Origin of the sequence: Lactiplantibacillus paraplantarum, from assembly GCF_003641145.1 — a bacterium.
Taxonomy (GTDB): domain Bacteria; phylum Bacillota; class Bacilli; order Lactobacillales; family Lactobacillaceae; genus Lactiplantibacillus; species Lactiplantibacillus paraplantarum.
Genome location: NZ_CP032745.1, coordinates 36922 through 54682 on the forward strand (window position 1 = coordinate 36922; position 17761 = coordinate 54682).

Below are 17761 nucleotides of genomic sequence, written 5' to 3' on the forward strand. Positions count from 1 at the left end.
GAGAGACGATTTATTCATTATACGCTCTCTTAAAAGTTGTCTCAGGAATCTGCTCCTATGTCAATAAATGGCACATCTTTTTCTAAACACTCGTTCTAATTCTGTCGGAATTAAACCAACTGATGTAATTTGAGGTTCGGATTACCAAGTCCTCAAAATTGGAAAAAGTTGTTTGAAAGGCAAACTCTCTCTTCAACAATGAGTGAAAAGCTTCAATTGGCCCATTATCATAAGGATAACCTTGTTTTGAGTATGAGTGGCTAATCTGATGCCGTTCAAGTAAAGTTTCAACCTCGTTGCTGGTGTACTGTGAACCCATGTCAGAGTGAAAATATTGTGGCTTTTGATGACATTCAAGCGCCTGATTAATCGTTTCTACAACTAACGTCGCCTCCATCTGACGACCAATCTTGAAAGCAAGAACTTGATGAACCTTTGGTTCGTAAATAGAACTGAGATAAACCCAGGTTCCTGGACGTAATTCCAAATAAGTAATGTCAGCACGCCATATCCTTGCATTGGGCTGGTGCTTGATTAAATGAGAGCGTAAAATATCTTGTGTAAATGCATAAAAGATTTCTGAATTGTATAGAAATAGGGAATGCCTTCCCTTATGATATTTAGTAACCACAGAAAACATCACAGGAGGCATTCCCCATGAATGAACTTACCACAGAAATTATCGCTGCACTAGCCCAAAAGCAAGATTTGGACGAAGTTTTTCGTCACCACCTCGAAATTGCGATTAACCAGCTGCTTCAAACCGAATTGGCAGAGTTTTTGGGTTACGAACGCTACTCATACGCTGGGATTAACACTGGTAATAACCGCAACGGCAGTTATGAGCGCTCGTTTGATACGAAGTACGGCCAACTTAACTTAACCATTCCTCGAGATCGCAATGGCCGGTTTGAAAATCATACCTTGCCAGCCTACGGTCGGCACAGTGATAATTTAGAAACAACGGTCATTCAGTTGTATACCAAGGGAATTACCACTGCTGAAATTGCCGAACTCATTGAGAAAATGTACGGTGCTCACTACTCCAAAGCCACGGTTTCCAACATGACTAAAGCCGTCAATGAACAGGTTCAAGCTTTCCAGCAACGTCGACTGGCTTCACAATATGCGGCCATCTTCTTAGATGCCACTTACTTGCCGTTAAAGCGGGATACCGTTCAAAAAGAAGCCGTTCATATTGCGATTGGCATTCGTCCAGATGGTACGAAAGAAGTGCTGAACTACCAAGTGGCGCCAACGGAATCGACTGGAATCTGGACTGAACTGCTGGGAACCTTGATCAAGCAGGGCGTTAAAGATGTGCTGTTGTTTGTGGCCGATGGGTTAGTTGGTTTGGATGAAGGCTTGAATCGGCATTTCCCTAAAGCCAAACGACAACGTTGCCTGGTTCATGTTGGGCGGAATCTGATGAACAAAGTTCGCGTAAAAGACCGCAAGGCCGTGATCAGTGACTTTAAACAAGTTCATCGGGCCGCCAACCGTGAAGCAGCCGAACTGAAACTGAATGAGTTCGCCAACAACTGGCATCAGACCTATCCCAAATTAATCAAAGATCTGCTTAAAATGCCGAATTTACTCACTTTCATGGACTTTCCACCAGCTATCCGGCAATCACTATACGCCACTAACCTGATCGAGAACTTTAATAAGCATCTCAAGCGCACCACCCACCACAAAGAACAATTTCCAACGGAAGATTCACTGGATCGCTTCCTGGTTTCTCAGTTTAATGTTTATAACGAGAAGTCTCTGAAGCGGATCCACCGAGGGTTCAAAGGACTCCAGGACACCTTGGAAGCATCATTTATTTAAGTTAGATACATATTATATGTACGAAGGCATTTCATTTACACAAGATGTTTTACGCTCTCGTCGAAAGGAAGTAGAGCGTAAGCGATCAGTGACCTTCTCAATTACTGAAAGTCAACTTAAAAAAATGGATGCGGCTGCCCGAAAAAACGGATTTAAAAATCGTTCAGAATTCTTAGCTTCAATCATAGATGCAATTTAGCAGTTAAATAAATAATTAGCCAAACAAACAAATACACAATTTATTTGTTTGGCTAATTTGTATTTAGGTAAAATCTAGTAAAGTGCACTGAACCAAATACGGTTGCCTGTAGGTAAGCGCTATGCTAGACTAAGATTAATTTAACAATCGAATAAAGAGATCAAGCTAAACAGAAAAATCCCCGATTCACGAGGAATCGGGGATTTTAGGTTTAGCAAGTAGCTAATAGAGAGCCACTTAGATTCAGACGATTTAGACCGCCAAGTTAAAATCGTCTGAACATTGTTCTTAATTTGTAGGTTAATTATACCGCAAACCAGTCCTATGGGACAAGTGAAGGATAGTTAAAAACAAATTAAACCCAATGGACTAAGTAGCTAACCAATGCTATTTAGTCCATTTTTGTTGTTAGAAATTAAAAAAGTTGCCGTATGGGCAACCCAGAATAGACACATGCCGGTGAATTTACAAAGCCGATCACGTCCAATGTTCGCTTTGTAATTCAGTTAAAGCATACCAGATTTGTATTTTAAAACAAGTCAGATGTTTTAGCAACTCTCTTTTAAGACGGCCTGTGTCAGTTAAGAAAGGGAGCTTTTATTATGGATCAATCAAACTTTAACTTTACAAATGCTAAAAGAGCCTATGAAGTAAAGTTCTACGCTTTGCTGCAGATCTTACTCCAAGGAGAAAAATATAAGAATCTTAGCGATAGTGCCATTTTACTTTATTCGGTGTTACGCGATCGTCTAAGTTACTCACTAAGCAATAATTGGGTTGACGAAAATAACAACGTATATTTCATATACACAAACAATGAACTAAAAGATTTACGAAACTGGTCAAATAATAAAATCAATAAGATTAAACACGAATTAATGGACGCAAACCTTTTGTATCAAAAACATATGGGTTTTAATCCAAGATCAGGCAAAAACGAACCAAATAGATTATATTTGGCAGATTTGGAAGTAACAGCAAAAGACGTTTATATTAAGTAAGAGCCAATGAAATCGCCTAAACCCCTTGGTACAAGCGGACTTCTCAAAAAGAGAAACCCGCATGACACCGTTTCTGATACGTCTGAATCCCTTGGTACAAGCGGACTCCTCAAAAAGAGACAAGATCTAGACTATACTAATAATATAGATACTAATAGATATAATATAGATACTCAAAAGTTGGACTTTTCCACAGCCCAATTCTCACCAGCAGAACTAGAAAAGCAAAACAAGGATTTGGTGAACCATGCTAATGACTTCTTAACTGATGAAGACAGTGGGCTCCCCGTTTTCTTAGAACCCGAAGCCGTGCAATTACTTAGCTTCTGGTGCCGAACTCTACAACAAATGCGCCGGTTCATTGGCATTATCTTAAATGCTAAGTACCGAGTTGAGAAGGATCATCAGGACATTGGCGTTCTAATCCCACTAGACGATGAAGAACTAAAATCTTTGATGACTAAAGCCTTGAGACGCTACTTTAACGCCCTAAGAAGCAATGAAAAGCATATCAAGAACGTGGAAAACTACTTGTACGGCACCATGCAAAACCTATTTGGCGTTTGGTGGAATAAACAAGCGGCTAGAGAATATGCGGCCAAACACCCCGAAGAACAGAACACTGACAATGAGCGTTCTTGAAATTAAACGTCATATGGACTCATTTAAGCCGTTTTAAGTGTTACATGCATAATTAATTATATTAAAACTGCTTTAAAATCGCTTAGAAGTAAAAATAGGTGCCTTAAGTGGCCGAATTGACGATAGCTGAGCTAGAAAACGGGATAGGAGCTTTTTAAATGACCAAACCCAGCAAAGAAATCGAAACAATTGATCAATTGTTGGCTGACCCCTGGGCAGTCAATATTCAAGACATTTGGGAACAAGCGGCATATAATCCAGATCCTGATAAACACAAGCTGTTTGACGCGTTACACACTTACCTCTTAGATAAACGCCAAGAGCAAATTATCAACGAAAAGCATTTTGTGATTTAACATGGACAGGTCAAATAATCAGTGACTGAAATAGAAAGGAGGCACAAAATATGGCTAAAACTCGAACATATATGGACAAGTATAAATTCACAGCTGCAGAAAACCAACGGTTTGCCCGAGCAAACTTTACCAAGTTAGTGCATACTAATGCTCGTTTTGAAGGCGTTAATACCACTTTGCCACAAACACAAACTATTATGGACGGTATGAGCGTAGCAGGAGTACCTGTTGAAGATGTTTTGACGATTGTTAATTTAAAGCGTGGGTGGCAATATATCACTGCTCAAAATTCCCCTTTAACGTTAACCATGGAAAAACAAATCAACAAGATTGTGGCAGCGGAAGACGCCTTAGTACCAGGAGAATTACGGCAAGGGAAAGGAGGAGTTGATTTAGGTAGTGAAGACTTTTTTGAACCACCTTTAATTAACGAAAAACAAGAACAATCCTTTTTACAAAAAATCTTGGCTGATCCACGAACGACGATTACTGATAAAGCATTGACTGTCATGTATCATAATATGCGCCAACAAATCTTTTGGGACGGGAACAAAAGGACGGCGACTTTAAGTGCTAATAAAATTATGATTGACGGTGGTGCAGGCTTAATCAATGTGCCGTTAGATAAGTGGGATCAATGGAACGAACTAATTGCCAATTATTATCGAACTAATGACATGGCTAAAATTAAACGGTGGACATATGACAATGGCATTCAAGGATTACAAATTAGAGCAAACTTAGCGCTTAAATCAGTTAAAGACAAAACTAGTAAAAGAATTCAAAAACAGTTAAAAGATTTTGCGGATCAGAACCCAGAAATCAAGCCCAAAAATGATCCAGAAAATAAAAACGATCGGCCTAGTTATTAGGCTGATCGTCTTTAAATTTATTCGGTTTATGGGCATTAACGTAATTGGTAGATTGTAAAATTAATCCGAACGCTGTTCGGACAAAAAAGATCAGCTTCCTTTAAAATGGTGTTTACCACAAACCCATCTTTTAGGAGCTGATCTTTTGTCTAGTATAACCTATTCGTTGGCATGTAAAAATTCCTTCCTTTTGAGAGACGATTTATTCATTATACCCTCTCTTAAAAGTTGTCTCAGGAATCAGCTTACATCCAAAAACATGATAGAGACTATCATGGAACCCTCTATCAAAAGGTAAATGAAAAATCTTGAATTGCAGTCAATAGGTGAGATCGCTTCTTGGACTTCAATTGTAAATCAACCAATGCGGTGTTATATTTAATGATAGATTGTATTTAATAGCGTTAGTTAAAACGTGTTTTAATCTTGTTAAAATTTTGGAGAGTGAATGATGGATCAAACAGTAAGTTTTGACTTTTTTATCCGGCTTGTCCGTAAATACTGGCGTGCAATTGTCAGTTTTACGGTGGTGGGATTGATAGTTGCCGCAGGGTTGACCTTCTTTGTAATTACGCCTAAGTACCAATCGAGTGTTCAGATTTTGGTTAACCGTAAGAATACTAATGCCGCTACTGAGTACGCTGGGCAGCAGGCTGACGTTCAGATGATTACGACCTACAAGGAATTAATTGCTGGACAAGTGGTTTTAAAACCAACTCAGCAACAATTAAGTGAGCGTTATGGTATTGAGCGCTCACTGAACACATTGAAAAGTGAAGTTAGTGTGACAAGTACGACCAACTCACAAGTTTTCTCGATTGCAGTTACTGACACTGATGCAAAAGCTAGTGCGACAATTGCCAATCAGATTGCTCGTAGTTTTAAGAACCAAGTGCAAAAGATTATTAAAGTTAACAACGTCACGATTGTTGCTCCAGCCGAAACGCCAAATGGTGCGGTATCACCGAAAAAACCTCTTAATATGTTGGTTGGGTTAGTTGCAGGATTGTTACTAGGATTTGTTTATGCAGCGATTCGGATGCTCACTGATCGTCGCGTTCACGACGCTGATTTCTTAACTGATGAATTAGGATTGACTAGTTTAGGCTTGGTTAATCATCAACATCACCATTCAATGAAGAAACAGGCCTTGAATCTGAATGGTGGCTATCATACGCATAATGATCGAACATCGTCACAAGCGATGAAACGAGTTTAGGAGGGTGCTAGATGTTTAAACGTAAAGAACAGAATATAACGACTACGGCCCCAATTAATCTCACGACGATTAATGAACCAATGTCAGTGATTACAGAACAAATTAAAACGATTCGAACGAACATCAACTTTGCGGCTACGGATCATCAGTTACGAACTTTAATGGTAACTTCCGCAATGCTGGGAGAAGGAAAATCAACGGTGAGCGGGAATTTAGCTGTTGAATATGCTAAAGAAGGGATGCAAGTCCTATTAGTTGATGCCGATTTACGTCGGCCAACAATCCATAAGACATTTGGCCTTAAAAACCATAAAGGATTAAGTTCATGGTTAGCCAACCAAATGGATGATGTGAATGATGCAATTCATCCCGTCATTGGCAATCTATTTGTGATGACGAGTGGTCCTAAGCCACCTAATCCTGCCGAACTATTGGGTAGTAATAAAATGACCGAATTTTTGACTTCGGCAACGCGTAAATTAGATTTGGTGATCGTTGACGCACCACCAATTTTGCCAGTGACTGACTCACAGTTGCTCGCTAATAAAGTTGATGGCACGGTCTTAGTTGTTCGCCAAGGTGTAGCCCAAAAGGCAGCGGTTCGTGATGCTGTTAATTCATTAAAGAAATCGCAAGCTAACATTCTGGGTGCGATTTTGAATGATGTTCGTGATGGTTCGCACCACGGTTATTACGGCTATAACAATGGTTATGGGTACTACAGTAATGAAGATAAATAATTTAGTTGACTTACATTGCCATATTTTACCGGCTATTGATGATGGCTCGCCTTCGTTAGAGGAGTCGTTAGAATTGGCGCGGCAGGCGGTTGCTGATGGAATTCGTTATATTTTAGCGACACCGCATCATATGGATCGACATTATCTTAATCATGCATATGATGTTGAAACGGCTGTTAAAGCGTTTCAGGCAGAGTTAGATAAAAATGATATTCCATTAACCGTTTTTCCTGGTCAAGAGGTACATCTGAACGGTCAGCTAATGGAAAATATTGATGATTTGTTGGGTATAGATACTAGTAGAAACTATTTACTGTTGGAATTACCTCATGAAATGGTTCCAAGTTATCTTGATGAAATGATTTTTCAATTGTCATGCGAAGGTATCACGCCAGTTATTGCACATCCTGAACGTAATGCTCAAATTATTGCGGAGCCTCAACGGTTATACAAGCTAGTTGAGCAGGGGGTCCTGGCACAGGTTACGGCCACGAGTTTAGTTGGCACTTTTGGGGAACAAGTCCAACGAACCGCAAAAGAATTTGTTAAGTGCGGTTTGGTGCAGGTGGTCGCGTCGGATGCACATACGCTGAAAAATCGGGGCTTTGCTATGACCAAGGCCTACGAAGTATTAAATGAAATGGATTCGAAATATCCTGAACGTTTTGCAACCAACGCTCGGGATTTGTTGAATGGTGAACAGATCGATATTGGTAAGATTGAGATACCACGAAAACAGCGAAAGCACTGGTTGTTCTAAAAGAAGGAGCGAGTTAAATGAAAGCATTGGTAACTGGAGGAGCGGGATTTATTGGTTCCCACCTTGTGGACCACTTGGTTGCAGAAGGATTGGACGTTGTCGTAGTTGATAACTTGTCCATGGGGGACTTACATAATGTTAAGCATCAGGATGAAGTCACTATTTATGTTGAAGATGTCCGCAACGAAAAGTTTATGCAACAGCTTTTACAAGAAGAACGGCCCGATTATATTTACTTTCTAGCAGCTGTTGCTAGTGTTGCCGATTCGATTGAACGTCCAGCTGAAACCCATTCAGTGAATCAAACTGCAGTATTCAATATGTTGGAATATATTCGGAAGACTAATTTACCAATTAAACAGTTCCTATTTACGTCTTCGGCAGCGGTTTATGGTAATCTGCCAGAATTACCTAAGAAAGAAGACTCACGAGTTGATCCATTATCACCATATGCGATTGATAAGTATGCTACGGAACGTTTTGTACTAGCATATGGTGAACTTTATGATTTACCAACTGTCTGTGTGCGTTTCTTCAATGTTTATGGCCCTGGTCAAAATCCCAGTTCGCCATATTCAGGGGTGCTGTCGATCTTGACTGATTGTCTCAATAACAAGAAGCCATTTACCTTGTACGGAGACGGGAGTCAGACACGAGATTTTGTGTATGTTGAAGATGTTATCCAAGCATTATGGTTGATAACGAAAAGTGATACTGAGCATGAAGTCTTTAATATCGCCAATGGTAATGAAGCCAGCTTAAATGCCATTATTGAAACATATGAGAAGGTTGCAGGAACGTCATTGCAGATTAAAAAGGCGCCAGGGCGTGAAGGGGAAGTAAAACGTTCAGTGGCCAACATCGGTAAGTTAATTAAGTTAGGGTACACGACGAAGTGGTCGTTAGAAGCGGGCTTGAGCAAATATTGGGAAGGGACGCAACGACGTGAAGCAAGTCGATGAAATAGTTAAAGTTGGTCATGTACAACCACAAATGGATTATCGCTTTCCAGCTATGATTGGAAAGCCAGTTACGGGCTGGAAACTGTTTGTAAAACGGATTTTTGATCTTACTGTTGGGTTAATCGGGACGGTTTTGAGTGCGCCAATTGTCCTAGTGTTTGCCATTCTTGTAAAGCTGACTTCTAAAGGGCCAGCATTTTATAAGCAAGAGCGGGTTGGCCTCATGGGGAAGAGTTTTAATGTAATTAAGTTGCGGTCGATGTATCAGGATGCTGAAGCACGAACCGGTGCGGTTTGGGCCCAAAAGAATGATCCGCGAATTACGCCCATTGGTCGGTTTATGCGAAAAACTCGAGTAGATGAATTACCACAATTTTGGAATGTATTAAAAGGTGATATGAGTTTGGTAGGACCGCGACCAGAACGGCCAGTACTGACAGAGGAATTTAGTCGGCAATTTCCAGATTTTCCTAGAAGGTTACGTATTATTCCTGGTATTACAGGGTATGCACAAATCAATGGTGGCTACGATATTACGCCAGATGAGAAATGTAAGTTGGATAATTACTATATTGAACATTTTTCGGTTTGGTTCGATATTAAGATGTTATTAGGAACAGTCAAAATTGTGTTTACTGGAGATGGTGCACGTTGATAACTGATTCTGAAGAGTATACATATACTGGCTTGATGTCCGTATATGCACGTGAAAATCCGACGTTGTTTGAAAACGCACTGACCTCTATATTGAATCAAACCATAAGACCTGATTACTTCTTGCTTGTCAAAGATGGAATGTTAACAGATGAATTAGAAAATACTATCAAGATGGTCAAAGATAAATTTGAACACTGCGGAATCCGATTTATCCAGTTACAAAACAAGCAAAACTTAGGGTTAGGGGCATCTTTAAATAGAGGTTTGACGGCATGTCCAACAGAATTTGTCGCACGTTTTGATTCAGATGACGTTAATGTAGATTTACGAATGGAAAAAACTATGAATGCTTTTAGAGAAAATCCTAGACTAGTAATTGTCGGTTCCCAAATCTTTGAGTTTAATACAGACGAGAGTCATCCATTGGACGTAAAAAATGTGCCGACATCTAATGATGATATTAAAAGATGCAGTGTAAAAAGGAATCCTTTTAATCACATGTCTGTAACGTTTAGAAAAAGTGTTATCTCTAAAGTGGGCGGTTACATTGATGTGCCATTGTTTGAGGACTATTTTTTGTGGATTCGTGTTATTCATTCAAAATATCCAGTATTGAATTTAGATGATATTTTAGTTAAAGCTCATGTTGATGGATGTTTTACAAGTAAACGTGGTGGATTTCATTATCTATTAAAAGAAATTCATTTTCAAAATTTACTTTTAAAAGGACATTATATAGGTATTTTTCAATATGTATATAATGTAGTTGTGCGTGGTAGTATCAGAATCTTACCATCTAAGGTATTACGTTTGATATATTTACATCTAAGAAATACAAGCAAATGAGTATTGTTAATTTAATGAGAAATTAGGAGTAATTGGTTATGAAAAGGATATTAACGTATGGCACGTTTGACTTGCTACACAAGGGCCATGTCAGACTTTTAAAGCGTGCAAGAGATCTAGGAGACAACTTAATTGTGGGAGTTTCTACGGATGATTTTAATTCGATTAAGGGTAAAAGAGCATATACTTCTTTTGAAGATAGAAAGTATATTTTAGAAGCTTTAAGTTGTGTTGACAGAGTGATTCCTGAGAATAGCTGGGATCAAAAAATACATGATGTGATGACTAATAATATTGATATATTTGTGATGGGTGATGATTGGAAGGGCAAGTTTGATTATTTGAAAGAATATTGTGAAGTTATTTATATTCCTCGGACGGAAGGAATTTCAACAACTAAAATTAAACAGGATCTTGAGTCATTTAATTGATTTAAGACTTGTAATAGATACTTTAACTCTTAGTCACTGGGGTTAAATAAGAGGTATTGATATATGGTATTAATATTGGCGCCAGTAATGCTTTTGTTACCGGTACTGGGATTTCCAGTTGTTCTGTTGGCTGCTAGTGATACGCAGAAGTATAAGTATAGCATGATATTGCTTCTAGGAGCTTTTTTTGGTGTTAATGGTTGGCTAATCAAATGGACAATGTGAATGATGCAATCCATCCCGTTAATTGGTAACTTATTTGTGATGACGAGTGGTCCTAAGCCACCGAATCCCGCGGAACTGTTAGGAAGCAACAAAATGACAGAATTCTTAACTTCGGCAACTCGCAAGTTAGATCTAGTAATCGTTGATGCACCACCAATTTTGCCGGTGGCTGACTCACAATTGCTCGCTAATAAAGTTGATGGCACGGTCTTAATTGTTCGCCAAGGTGTAGCCCAAAAAGCAGCGGTTCGTGATGCTGTTAATTCGTTGAAAAAATCTCAAGCCAATATTCTGGGCGCAGTACTGAATGATGTTCGCGATGGTTCGCACCATGGCTATTACGGCTATAGTAGCGGTTATGGGTACTACAGCGATGCAGATAAATAATTTAGTTGACTTACATTGCCACATCTTACCAGCCATTGATGATGGTTCGCCTTCCTTAGAAGCGTCATTGGAATTAGCACGGCAGGCGGTTGCTGACGGGATTCGCTATATTTTAGCGACACCACATCATATGGATCGGCACTATCTCAATCATGCCGGTGATGTGGCAGCGGCGGTTAAGGCATTTCAAGCAGAGCTAGATGCAAATGATATTCCATTAACTATTTTTCCTGGTCAGGAGGTACATCTGAATGGTCAGTTGATGGAAAATATTGATGATTTGTTGGGCATAGATACCAGTAGACACTATTTATTGTTAGAACTTCCTCACGAGATGGTACCAAGTTACTTGGATGAGATGATTTTTCAATTGTCTTGTGAGGGGATTACCCCGGTCATTGCACACCCTGAACGGAATGCTCAAATTATTGCCGAACCGCAGCGATTATACAAGTTGGCCGAGGATGGGGTCTTGGCACAGGTTACGGCCACGAGTTTAGTTGGCACTTTTGGGGACCACGTCCAGCGAACTGCAAAAGAATTCGTTAAGTGTGGTTTGGTTCAAGTGGTCGCATCAGATGCGCATACGCTGAAAAATCGGGGCTTTGCTATGACTAAGACCTATCAAGTCTTAAATGATATGGATTCTCAATATCCTGAACGTTTTGCAGCCAATGCTCGGGATTTGTTGAATGGTGAACAGATTGATATTGGCGGAATTGAAATACCACGAAAACAGCGAAAGCACTGGTTGTTCTAGAAGAAGGAGCGAGTTAAATGAAAGCATTGGTAACTGGAGGAGCGGGATTTATTGGTTCCCACCTTGTGGACCACTTGGTTGCAGAAGGATTGGACGTTGTCGTAGTTGATAACTTGTCCATGGGGGACCTACATAATGTTAAGCATCAGGATGAAGTCACCATTTATGTCGAAGATGTTCGCAACGAAAAATTCATGCAACAATTGTTACAGGAAGAACAACCTGATTATATTTACTTTTTAGCAGCTGTTGCTAGTGTTGCCGATTCGATTGAACGTCCAGCTGAAACCCATTCAGTGAATCAAACTGCAGTATTCAATATGTTGGAATATATTCGGAAGACTAATTTACCAATTAAACAGTTCCTATTTACGTCTTCGGCAGCGGTTTATGGTAATCTGCCAGAATTACCTAAGAAAGAAGACTCACGAGTTGATCCATTATCACCATATGCGATTGATAAGTATGCTACGGAACGTTTTGTACTAGCATATGGTGAACTTTATGATTTACCAACTGTCTGTGTGCGTTTCTTCAATGTTTATGGCCCTGGTCAAAATCCCAGTTCGCCATATTCAGGGGTGCTGTCGATCTTGACTGATTGTCTCAATAACAAGAAGCCATTTACCTTGTACGGAGACGGGAGTCAGACACGAGATTTTGTGTATGTTGAAGATGTTATCCAAGCATTATGGTTGATAACGAAAAGTGATACTGAGCATGAAGTCTTTAATATCGCCAATGGTAATGAAGCCAGCTTAAATGCCATTATTGAAACATATGAGAAGGTTGCAGGAACGTCATTGCAGATTAAAAAGGCGCCAGGGCGTGAAGGGGAAGTAAAACGTTCAGTGGCCAACATCGGTAAGTTAATTAAGTTAGGGTACACGACGAAGTGGTCGTTAGAAGCGGGTTTGAGCAAATATTGGGAAGGGGCACAACGACGTGACGCAAGTCGAAATTAATGAAACAGTTAAAGTTGGTCATGTACAACCACAAACGGATTATCGTTTTCCAACTATGATTGGAAAGCCAGTTACAGGCTGGAAACTATTTGTAAAACGGATTTTTGACCTTACTGTTGGGTTAATCGGGACGGTTTTGAGTGCGCCAATTGTCCTAGTGTTTGCCATTCTTGTAAAACTGACTTCTAAAGGACCAGCATTTTATAAGCAAGAACGGGTTGGCCTAATGGGAAAGAGTTTCAATGTAATTAAGTTGCGGTCGATGTATAAGGATGCTGAAGCACGAACCGGTGCGGTTTGGGCCCAAAAGAATGATCCGCGAATTACGCCCATTGGTCGGTTTATGCGTAAAACTCGAGTAGACGAACTACCGCAATTTTGGAATGTGTTAAAAGGTGATTTGAGTTTGGTAGGACCGCGACCAGAACGGCCAGTGCTGACAGAGGAGTTTAGTCGGCAATTTTCAGATTTCCCTAAACGGTTACGTATTATTCCTGGTATTACAGGGTATGCACAAATTAATGGTGGCTACGATATTACGCCAGATGAGAAATGTAAGTTGGATAATTACTATATTGAACATTTTTCGGTTTGGTTCGATATTAAGATGTTATTAGGAACAGTCAAAATTGTGTTTACTGGAGATGGTGCACGTTGAAGGGGATGCAATCAAAATATCGACAAATTCCCAAACTTACATCAACATTGTATACCGGACTAATGTCTGTATACAGTAGAGAGGAGCCAGAGCTTTTTGAAAAAGCTTTAGAGTCGATTCTTATGCAAACGTGTAGACCAACTTATTTTGTACTTGTTAAAGATGGTGCGCTAGGGAAAGAATTGAATGAAATAATTAAAAATCAGCGAAGACGATTTCAAACTTTCAATATTGAATTTATTGAAATTACTAATAGGGAAAACTATGGGCTAGGACGATCTCTTAATATTGGACTTAAGGAATGTCCAACTGAATTAGTAGCTCGATTTGATTCAGATGATATTAACTTTGCAGAGCGAATGGAAAAAACTATCAGTTACTATAGTTCTACACCAGATCTTGCGGTACTAGGAACTCAAATATATGAATTTGATAACAAAAGAAATGATCCACCTGTGATTAAATCTGTACCTAGATCATTGAATTGTATTAGAAATAAGGCTCGTAAAAGAAATCCATTTAACCATATGTCTGTAACGTTTCGGAAATCAGTTATTGAGAGTGTGGGAGGATATCAGAATGTCTCCTTATTTGAAGATTATTATTTATGGGTTAGAGTAATACAAAATAAATATCGGGTAGGCAACTTGAATGATGTTTTAGTATGTGCTCATGTTGATAAATATTTTGTGTATAAGCGAGGAGGTTTTTCTTATTTTAAAAAGGAATCTTTTTTTCAGTATTTGCTTCTCAAGCTTAATTTTATCAATAAACCCCAATTCCTATTCAATATTTTGACCAGGGGTGGAAGTAGGCTAATACCGAAAAGGTTCTTGATGCTAATTTATCGGAAATTGCGAAAATGTTCCTATGTAAACGGAGGTTAAACGGTGTTATCACTGATTGTAACTGTAATTGCATTGTTTTTTTACCCATTTGGAGCGGCTATTATTGGATTCTCAGGAATTATTTTCAGTAACAAATACCGTTTAATATACTCTATGGCATTTGCAGTATTATTAGGACTATATGGGTACTATTTTTTACCATCTCATGAGATTGATCTGACAAGGTATTTTGCTATTATACAGCAATACCAAGTAGCTCCCCCCCGTATTTCAGACGTACTTCAATCGCAAGGTATTTTTTTAGGCGCTTTTTTATTATTTAAATTAGTTGCGATATTGAATAATTTACAATTATTGCCTGCAATTGTTGGATTTGTCACTGGAACGTGCTTACTGTATATTGCTGCGGATTCGTTTTCAAGAAACTCCACATCTAAGTCGATACGAATATATCTCATTTTGATAATTATGTTTATTTTTCCGTTTGCAGCTGCGTATAGTAATGTCAGAAATATTTTAGCGTGTTCTTTGATTATGGTTGCTATTTATCGAGACTTGGTACAGAAGAAAATGAATTTTGGTACGATTGTTCTCTACCTTCTGGGATTAAGTTTTCATATTGCAGTAGCAGTTATTATAATGTTACGAATCGCTCTGAATATCTGTAGAAATAAAAGTTTCTTTAATTTTCTATTGTTAATAGTTGTTGGAATTGCCATCTTTTTTATTCCATATAGCAGAAATGTTATTATAGAAATAATTAGTAAAGGTACCCAGTATGCAACGGTTAACGATGGTAATGTCGAGTATGTCGCGTATATAAATCAGAGCTTATTCATGCAAATAACTAAAGCAATGAATGCAGTTGTTTCTGTTATAACTACACTTGTGATTTACAGAAACTATATTGCGAAAAAGACGGAATGGAACTTATTCTCATTTTTACTAGGAATTATAACATGTGTATCATTTTCGATAAGAATGCCGGTCTATATGCGTTTATTATTTGGTTTCTTGATGATCTCAGTGCCTCAATATTCTGATTTTTTATCTAGGAAAAATATTTCCTCCGACATTGTATCTATAGTTTTATTTTGTGTTTTCATCGGATGCTTTTTTATGTTTATTGCAAACATTGTTACTTTTAACGAGTATGCATCGTTTAGTTTTGCATCTATTCACGCACTAATATTCGAGTTAACAGACTGGTTTGGAGGTATGGTATGACTAATAGAGTTTCAATTGTGGTTCCTGTATATAATGTAGAAAGTTATATTGAGAATTGTATTCAAAGTATTAGGCAACAGAGCTATAAAAATCTTGAAATAATTTTAGTTAATGATGGTTCCAGTGATCGTTCACAATTGATATGTGAGAGATACTGTAAATTGGATAATCGGGTAACTGTTATTAACAAGCAAAATGGCGGTCTCTCGAGTGCTCGAAATGCTGGACTTGATATTGCAACAGGTGATTATATAGCTTTTATTGATGGTGATGACTGGATTGATCACGATTATATTGGTTCAATGGTAGATGTTTTAGAGAATACAAAGTCAGATATTTCAGTTTTTCATATGAAAAAAGAAGTATGCTCGAATATGTATGATAGTACAGAAAAAGATAGTTATGAGTGGCGTCATTTTAAACGAACGAAAGCATTGCAAGAACTTTTTACTAATAACAATATTGGCTATTCTGCTTGTAACAAGCTATACAGAATTAGTTTGTTTAATAACATTCGATACCCTTATGGTAAGCTAATGGAAGATAAGGCAACAACGTATAAGGTTATTGATCAGGCTAGAAATGGAATTGTTGTATCAAGTTGTCCCAAATATCATTATTTTATGCGTTCAACAAGTATTATGAAGAGCAACTTTAATGCTAAAAAATTTGATTCATTTGAAATTCATGACCAAATATTACACTACATGTCATATTGTCACCCTGAATTAATTCCCTTAGTTCGAGAAAGATATGTTTATGAAGCAATTAGAATGCAGATGGCTTTGATTGAGTCAAATAATCGAGATAAAGGTAATTATCGAAAATGTCAGAAAATTATTAGATTATATGGTAATAGCGTAAAACATGATTCAAATTTATCGTTAAGATACCGTGGACTTGTAATGTTAATCATGCTTATGCCGGGTGGACTTTATATATTATCAAAATTTAGGATGGTGAGATTGATGTTTAGAAGGTTAGAGCTAAGTTGAAAAATCTTTTAAAAATAAAAAAATTACTTCTTCGTAACGTAATGCCATTGGTTTTCAAATTATTTCCTATTCGAAAACAGTATTTATTCTCAAGTTATTACGGAAAGTATACTGATAGCCCAAAAAATATTTCAGAATACCTTCACGAAGTTGATCCAAATGCGAAGATATATTGGATTTGTGATATAGAAATGCAGACTGATATATTTCCTCCATATGTAATTCCCGTAAAAATCAATACAATCAAATCAATTTATTTATTATGGACTTCAAAATACCTGATTGATAACTGTCAAAAACAAATTGTATATCATATAAGGAAAAAACAGTTATATTTACAAACTTGGCATGGTACTCCCCTCAAGAAGATTGAATTTGATGCTAGGCATAAGTTACCAAAACATTACTTGAATTATAGTCGGGTGGACAATCAGAGTATTACGTATTTGCTTGTTGGAAATGAATATTCTGAAAATGTTTATCAAACTGCATTAAGAGTTTCGAGCAGTCGTTATGTTCGGTCGGGGATTCCGAGAAATGACGTGTTTTTTTCAGATAAGGCTGAACTAGTTACTAGTATTAGAAAACAGTTGAATATTGATGAAAATTGTTTTGTTGTACTGTATGCACCTACATTTCGAAACTCAGTTTATGAAAAAAATGATAGTAAGAATGGATTCACACAGATTGAACAGTTAAATCCAAACCTATTATGTGAGATGTTCTTAAAAAAATTCAAACGTAAGTGCATGGTTTTAACACATTTTCATCCAAATGTCTCTAAAAAGATAGATAGTAAATTTATCTTCAGTAAATACGGTGGAAAAGTTCAAGATGTAACTAACGATTACCAAACTGAAGATTTGCTTTGTGTAGCGGATCTACTAATCACGGACTATTCTTCCATCTTTTTTGATTATGCGTTAATGGAGAAACCCATCATATTATTTACCTATGATTATCTAGATTATATACAGGAACGTGGAACATATTTAAACATTAATGAATTACCGATTACACATGCGACTACTGCAATTGAAATATGCAAAATACTTGAGGAAAATTCGTTAGATGAATTGTCAGAGAAAACAAGAGATTTGAATAGCTATGTTGGTAATTATGAATGTGGAAAAGCAACGGATATTGCGGTGAATATTATTACAAAGAATACTCAATAA

The 17761-nt window shown here is 37.9% G+C and carries 17 protein-coding genes and 3 pseudogenes; 19 read left to right on the forward strand and 1 reads right to left on the reverse strand.

What is annotated here, in order from left to right; translation table 11 throughout:
• Positions 1-82: 82 nt before the first annotated feature.
• Positions 83-547: pseudogene (locus LP667_RS15525) on the reverse strand (IS3-like element IS1163 family transposase); the annotation flags it as partial.
• 110 nt (positions 548-657) lie between these two features.
• Between LP667_RS15525 and LP667_RS15530 the strand changes: the two are divergent.
• From LP667_RS15530 to LP667_RS15630, 19 genes and pseudogenes are all read left to right on the forward strand, one after another.
• The gene (locus tag LP667_RS15530) at positions 658-1833 is read left to right on the forward strand and encodes an IS256 family transposase (RefSeq protein ID WP_045353583.1); all 1176 of its coding nucleotides are present in this window, start codon (positions 658-660) and stop codon (positions 1831-1833) included.
• An 801-nt stretch (positions 1834-2634) separates the two neighbouring features.
• A pseudogene (locus tag LP667_RS15540) lies at positions 2635-3675 on the forward strand (replication initiator protein A).
• Between the two features lie 158 nt (positions 3676-3833).
• Complete coding sequence (locus LP667_RS15545; RefSeq protein ID WP_121018938.1) at positions 3834-4031, forward strand: hypothetical protein; 198 nt, start codon at positions 3834-3836, stop codon at positions 4029-4031.
• Positions 4032-4081: 50 nt separating this feature from the next.
• On the forward strand, positions 4082-4903 hold the full coding sequence (locus tag LP667_RS15550; protein WP_021731053.1) for a Fic family protein: 822 nt from the start codon (positions 4082-4084) through the stop codon (positions 4901-4903).
• Between the two features lie 448 nt (positions 4904-5351).
• Complete coding sequence (locus tag LP667_RS15560) at positions 5352-6122, forward strand: YveK family protein (RefSeq protein ID WP_056988783.1); 771 nt, start codon at positions 5352-5354, stop codon at positions 6120-6122.
• An 11-nt stretch (positions 6123-6133) separates the two neighbouring features.
• Entirely contained in the window at positions 6134-6862 is a 729-nt protein-coding gene (locus LP667_RS15565; RefSeq protein ID WP_056988784.1) for a CpsD/CapB family tyrosine-protein kinase, read from the forward strand.
• Positions 6849-7622 (forward strand): tyrosine-protein phosphatase, encoded by a 774-nt coding sequence (locus LP667_RS15570; RefSeq protein ID WP_056988786.1) that lies wholly within the window; start codon positions 6849-6851, stop codon positions 7620-7622. Before LP667_RS15565 ends, LP667_RS15570 begins: the two co-directional genes overlap by 14 nt.
• A gap of 17 nt (positions 7623-7639) precedes the next feature.
• Positions 7640-8584 (forward strand): NAD-dependent epimerase/dehydratase family protein, encoded by a 945-nt coding sequence (locus tag LP667_RS15575; protein WP_121018940.1) that lies wholly within the window; start codon positions 7640-7642, stop codon positions 8582-8584.
• Between the two features lie 31 nt (positions 8585-8615).
• Complete coding sequence (locus LP667_RS15580; RefSeq protein WP_191988599.1) at positions 8616-9239, forward strand: sugar transferase; 624 nt, start codon at positions 8616-8618, stop codon at positions 9237-9239.
• Positions 9236-10087 carry a glycosyltransferase gene (locus LP667_RS15585; RefSeq protein ID WP_121018942.1) on the forward strand — a complete coding sequence of 284 codons (852 nt, stop codon included), beginning with the start codon at positions 9236-9238 and terminating at the stop codon, positions 10085-10087. Before LP667_RS15580 ends, LP667_RS15585 begins: the two co-directional genes overlap by 4 nt.
• Before the next feature lie 38 nt (positions 10088-10125).
• A complete protein-coding gene (tagD, locus tag LP667_RS15590) occupies positions 10126-10518 on the forward strand; it encodes a glycerol-3-phosphate cytidylyltransferase (RefSeq protein WP_056988770.1) in 393 nt (130 codons plus the stop codon).
• A 197-nt stretch (positions 10519-10715) separates the two neighbouring features.
• Positions 10716-11130 (forward strand): annotated as a pseudogene (locus tag LP667_RS15595) (CpsD/CapB family tyrosine-protein kinase); the annotation flags it as partial.
• Positions 11117-11890 carry a tyrosine-protein phosphatase gene (locus LP667_RS15600; RefSeq protein WP_056988772.1) on the forward strand — a complete coding sequence of 258 codons (774 nt, stop codon included), beginning with the start codon at positions 11117-11119 and terminating at the stop codon, positions 11888-11890. The pseudogene LP667_RS15595 and the gene LP667_RS15600, both read left to right, overlap by 14 nt.
• A gap of 17 nt (positions 11891-11907) precedes the next feature.
• Positions 11908-12855: an NAD-dependent epimerase/dehydratase family protein gene (locus tag LP667_RS15605; protein ID WP_121018943.1), complete on the forward strand. Its 948-nt coding sequence runs from the start codon at positions 11908-11910 to the stop codon at positions 12853-12855.
• On the forward strand, positions 12836-13513 hold the full coding sequence (locus LP667_RS15610; RefSeq protein ID WP_121018944.1) for a sugar transferase: 678 nt from the start codon (positions 12836-12838) through the stop codon (positions 13511-13513). Before LP667_RS15605 ends, LP667_RS15610 begins: the two co-directional genes overlap by 20 nt.
• A gap of 62 nt (positions 13514-13575) precedes the next feature.
• A complete protein-coding gene (locus LP667_RS15615) occupies positions 13576-14400 on the forward strand; it encodes a glycosyltransferase (RefSeq protein WP_162985039.1) in 825 nt (274 codons plus the stop codon).
• A gap of 3 nt (positions 14401-14403) precedes the next feature.
• Complete coding sequence (locus tag LP667_RS15620) at positions 14404-15588, forward strand: EpsG family protein (RefSeq protein ID WP_056988640.1); 1185 nt, start codon at positions 14404-14406, stop codon at positions 15586-15588.
• On the forward strand, positions 15585-16583 hold the full coding sequence (locus LP667_RS15625; RefSeq protein ID WP_056988642.1) for a glycosyltransferase family 2 protein: 999 nt from the start codon (positions 15585-15587) through the stop codon (positions 16581-16583). The genes LP667_RS15620 and LP667_RS15625 overlap by 4 nt, the downstream gene beginning before the upstream one ends.
• A complete protein-coding gene (locus LP667_RS15630; protein WP_056988645.1) occupies positions 16580-17761 on the forward strand; it encodes a CDP-glycerol glycerophosphotransferase family protein in 1182 nt (393 codons plus the stop codon). The genes LP667_RS15625 and LP667_RS15630 overlap by 4 nt, the downstream gene beginning before the upstream one ends.

Coding starts and splice junctions, on each gene's coding strand:
- LP667_RS15615 (WP_162985039.1), top strand. CDS start 13,576: ATGTCTGTATACAGTAGAGAGGAGCCAGAGCTTTTTGAAAAAGCTTTA.
- LP667_RS15575 (WP_121018940.1), top strand. CDS start 7,640: ATGAAAGCATTGGTAACTGGAGGAGCGGGATTTATTGGTTCCCACCTT.
- LP667_RS15530 (WP_045353583.1), top strand. CDS start 658: ATGAATGAACTTACCACAGAAATTATCGCTGCACTAGCCCAAAAGCAA.
- tagD (WP_056988770.1), top strand. CDS start 10,126: ATGAAAAGGATATTAACGTATGGCACGTTTGACTTGCTACACAAGGGC.
- LP667_RS15600 (WP_056988772.1), top strand. CDS start 11,117: ATGCAGATAAATAATTTAGTTGACTTACATTGCCACATCTTACCAGCC.
- LP667_RS15570 (WP_056988786.1), top strand. CDS start 6,849: ATGAAGATAAATAATTTAGTTGACTTACATTGCCATATTTTACCGGCT.
- LP667_RS15560 (WP_056988783.1), top strand. CDS start 5,352: ATGATGGATCAAACAGTAAGTTTTGACTTTTTTATCCGGCTTGTCCGT.
- LP667_RS15605 (WP_121018943.1), top strand. CDS start 11,908: ATGAAAGCATTGGTAACTGGAGGAGCGGGATTTATTGGTTCCCACCTT.
- LP667_RS15565 (WP_056988784.1), top strand. CDS start 6,134: ATGTTTAAACGTAAAGAACAGAATATAACGACTACGGCCCCAATTAAT.
- LP667_RS15580 (WP_191988599.1), top strand. CDS start 8,616: ATGGATTATCGCTTTCCAGCTATGATTGGAAAGCCAGTTACGGGCTGG.
- LP667_RS15545 (WP_121018938.1), top strand. CDS start 3,834: ATGACCAAACCCAGCAAAGAAATCGAAACAATTGATCAATTGTTGGCT.
- LP667_RS15550 (WP_021731053.1), top strand. CDS start 4,082: ATGGCTAAAACTCGAACATATATGGACAAGTATAAATTCACAGCTGCA.
- LP667_RS15625 (WP_056988642.1), top strand. CDS start 15,585: ATGACTAATAGAGTTTCAATTGTGGTTCCTGTATATAATGTAGAAAGT.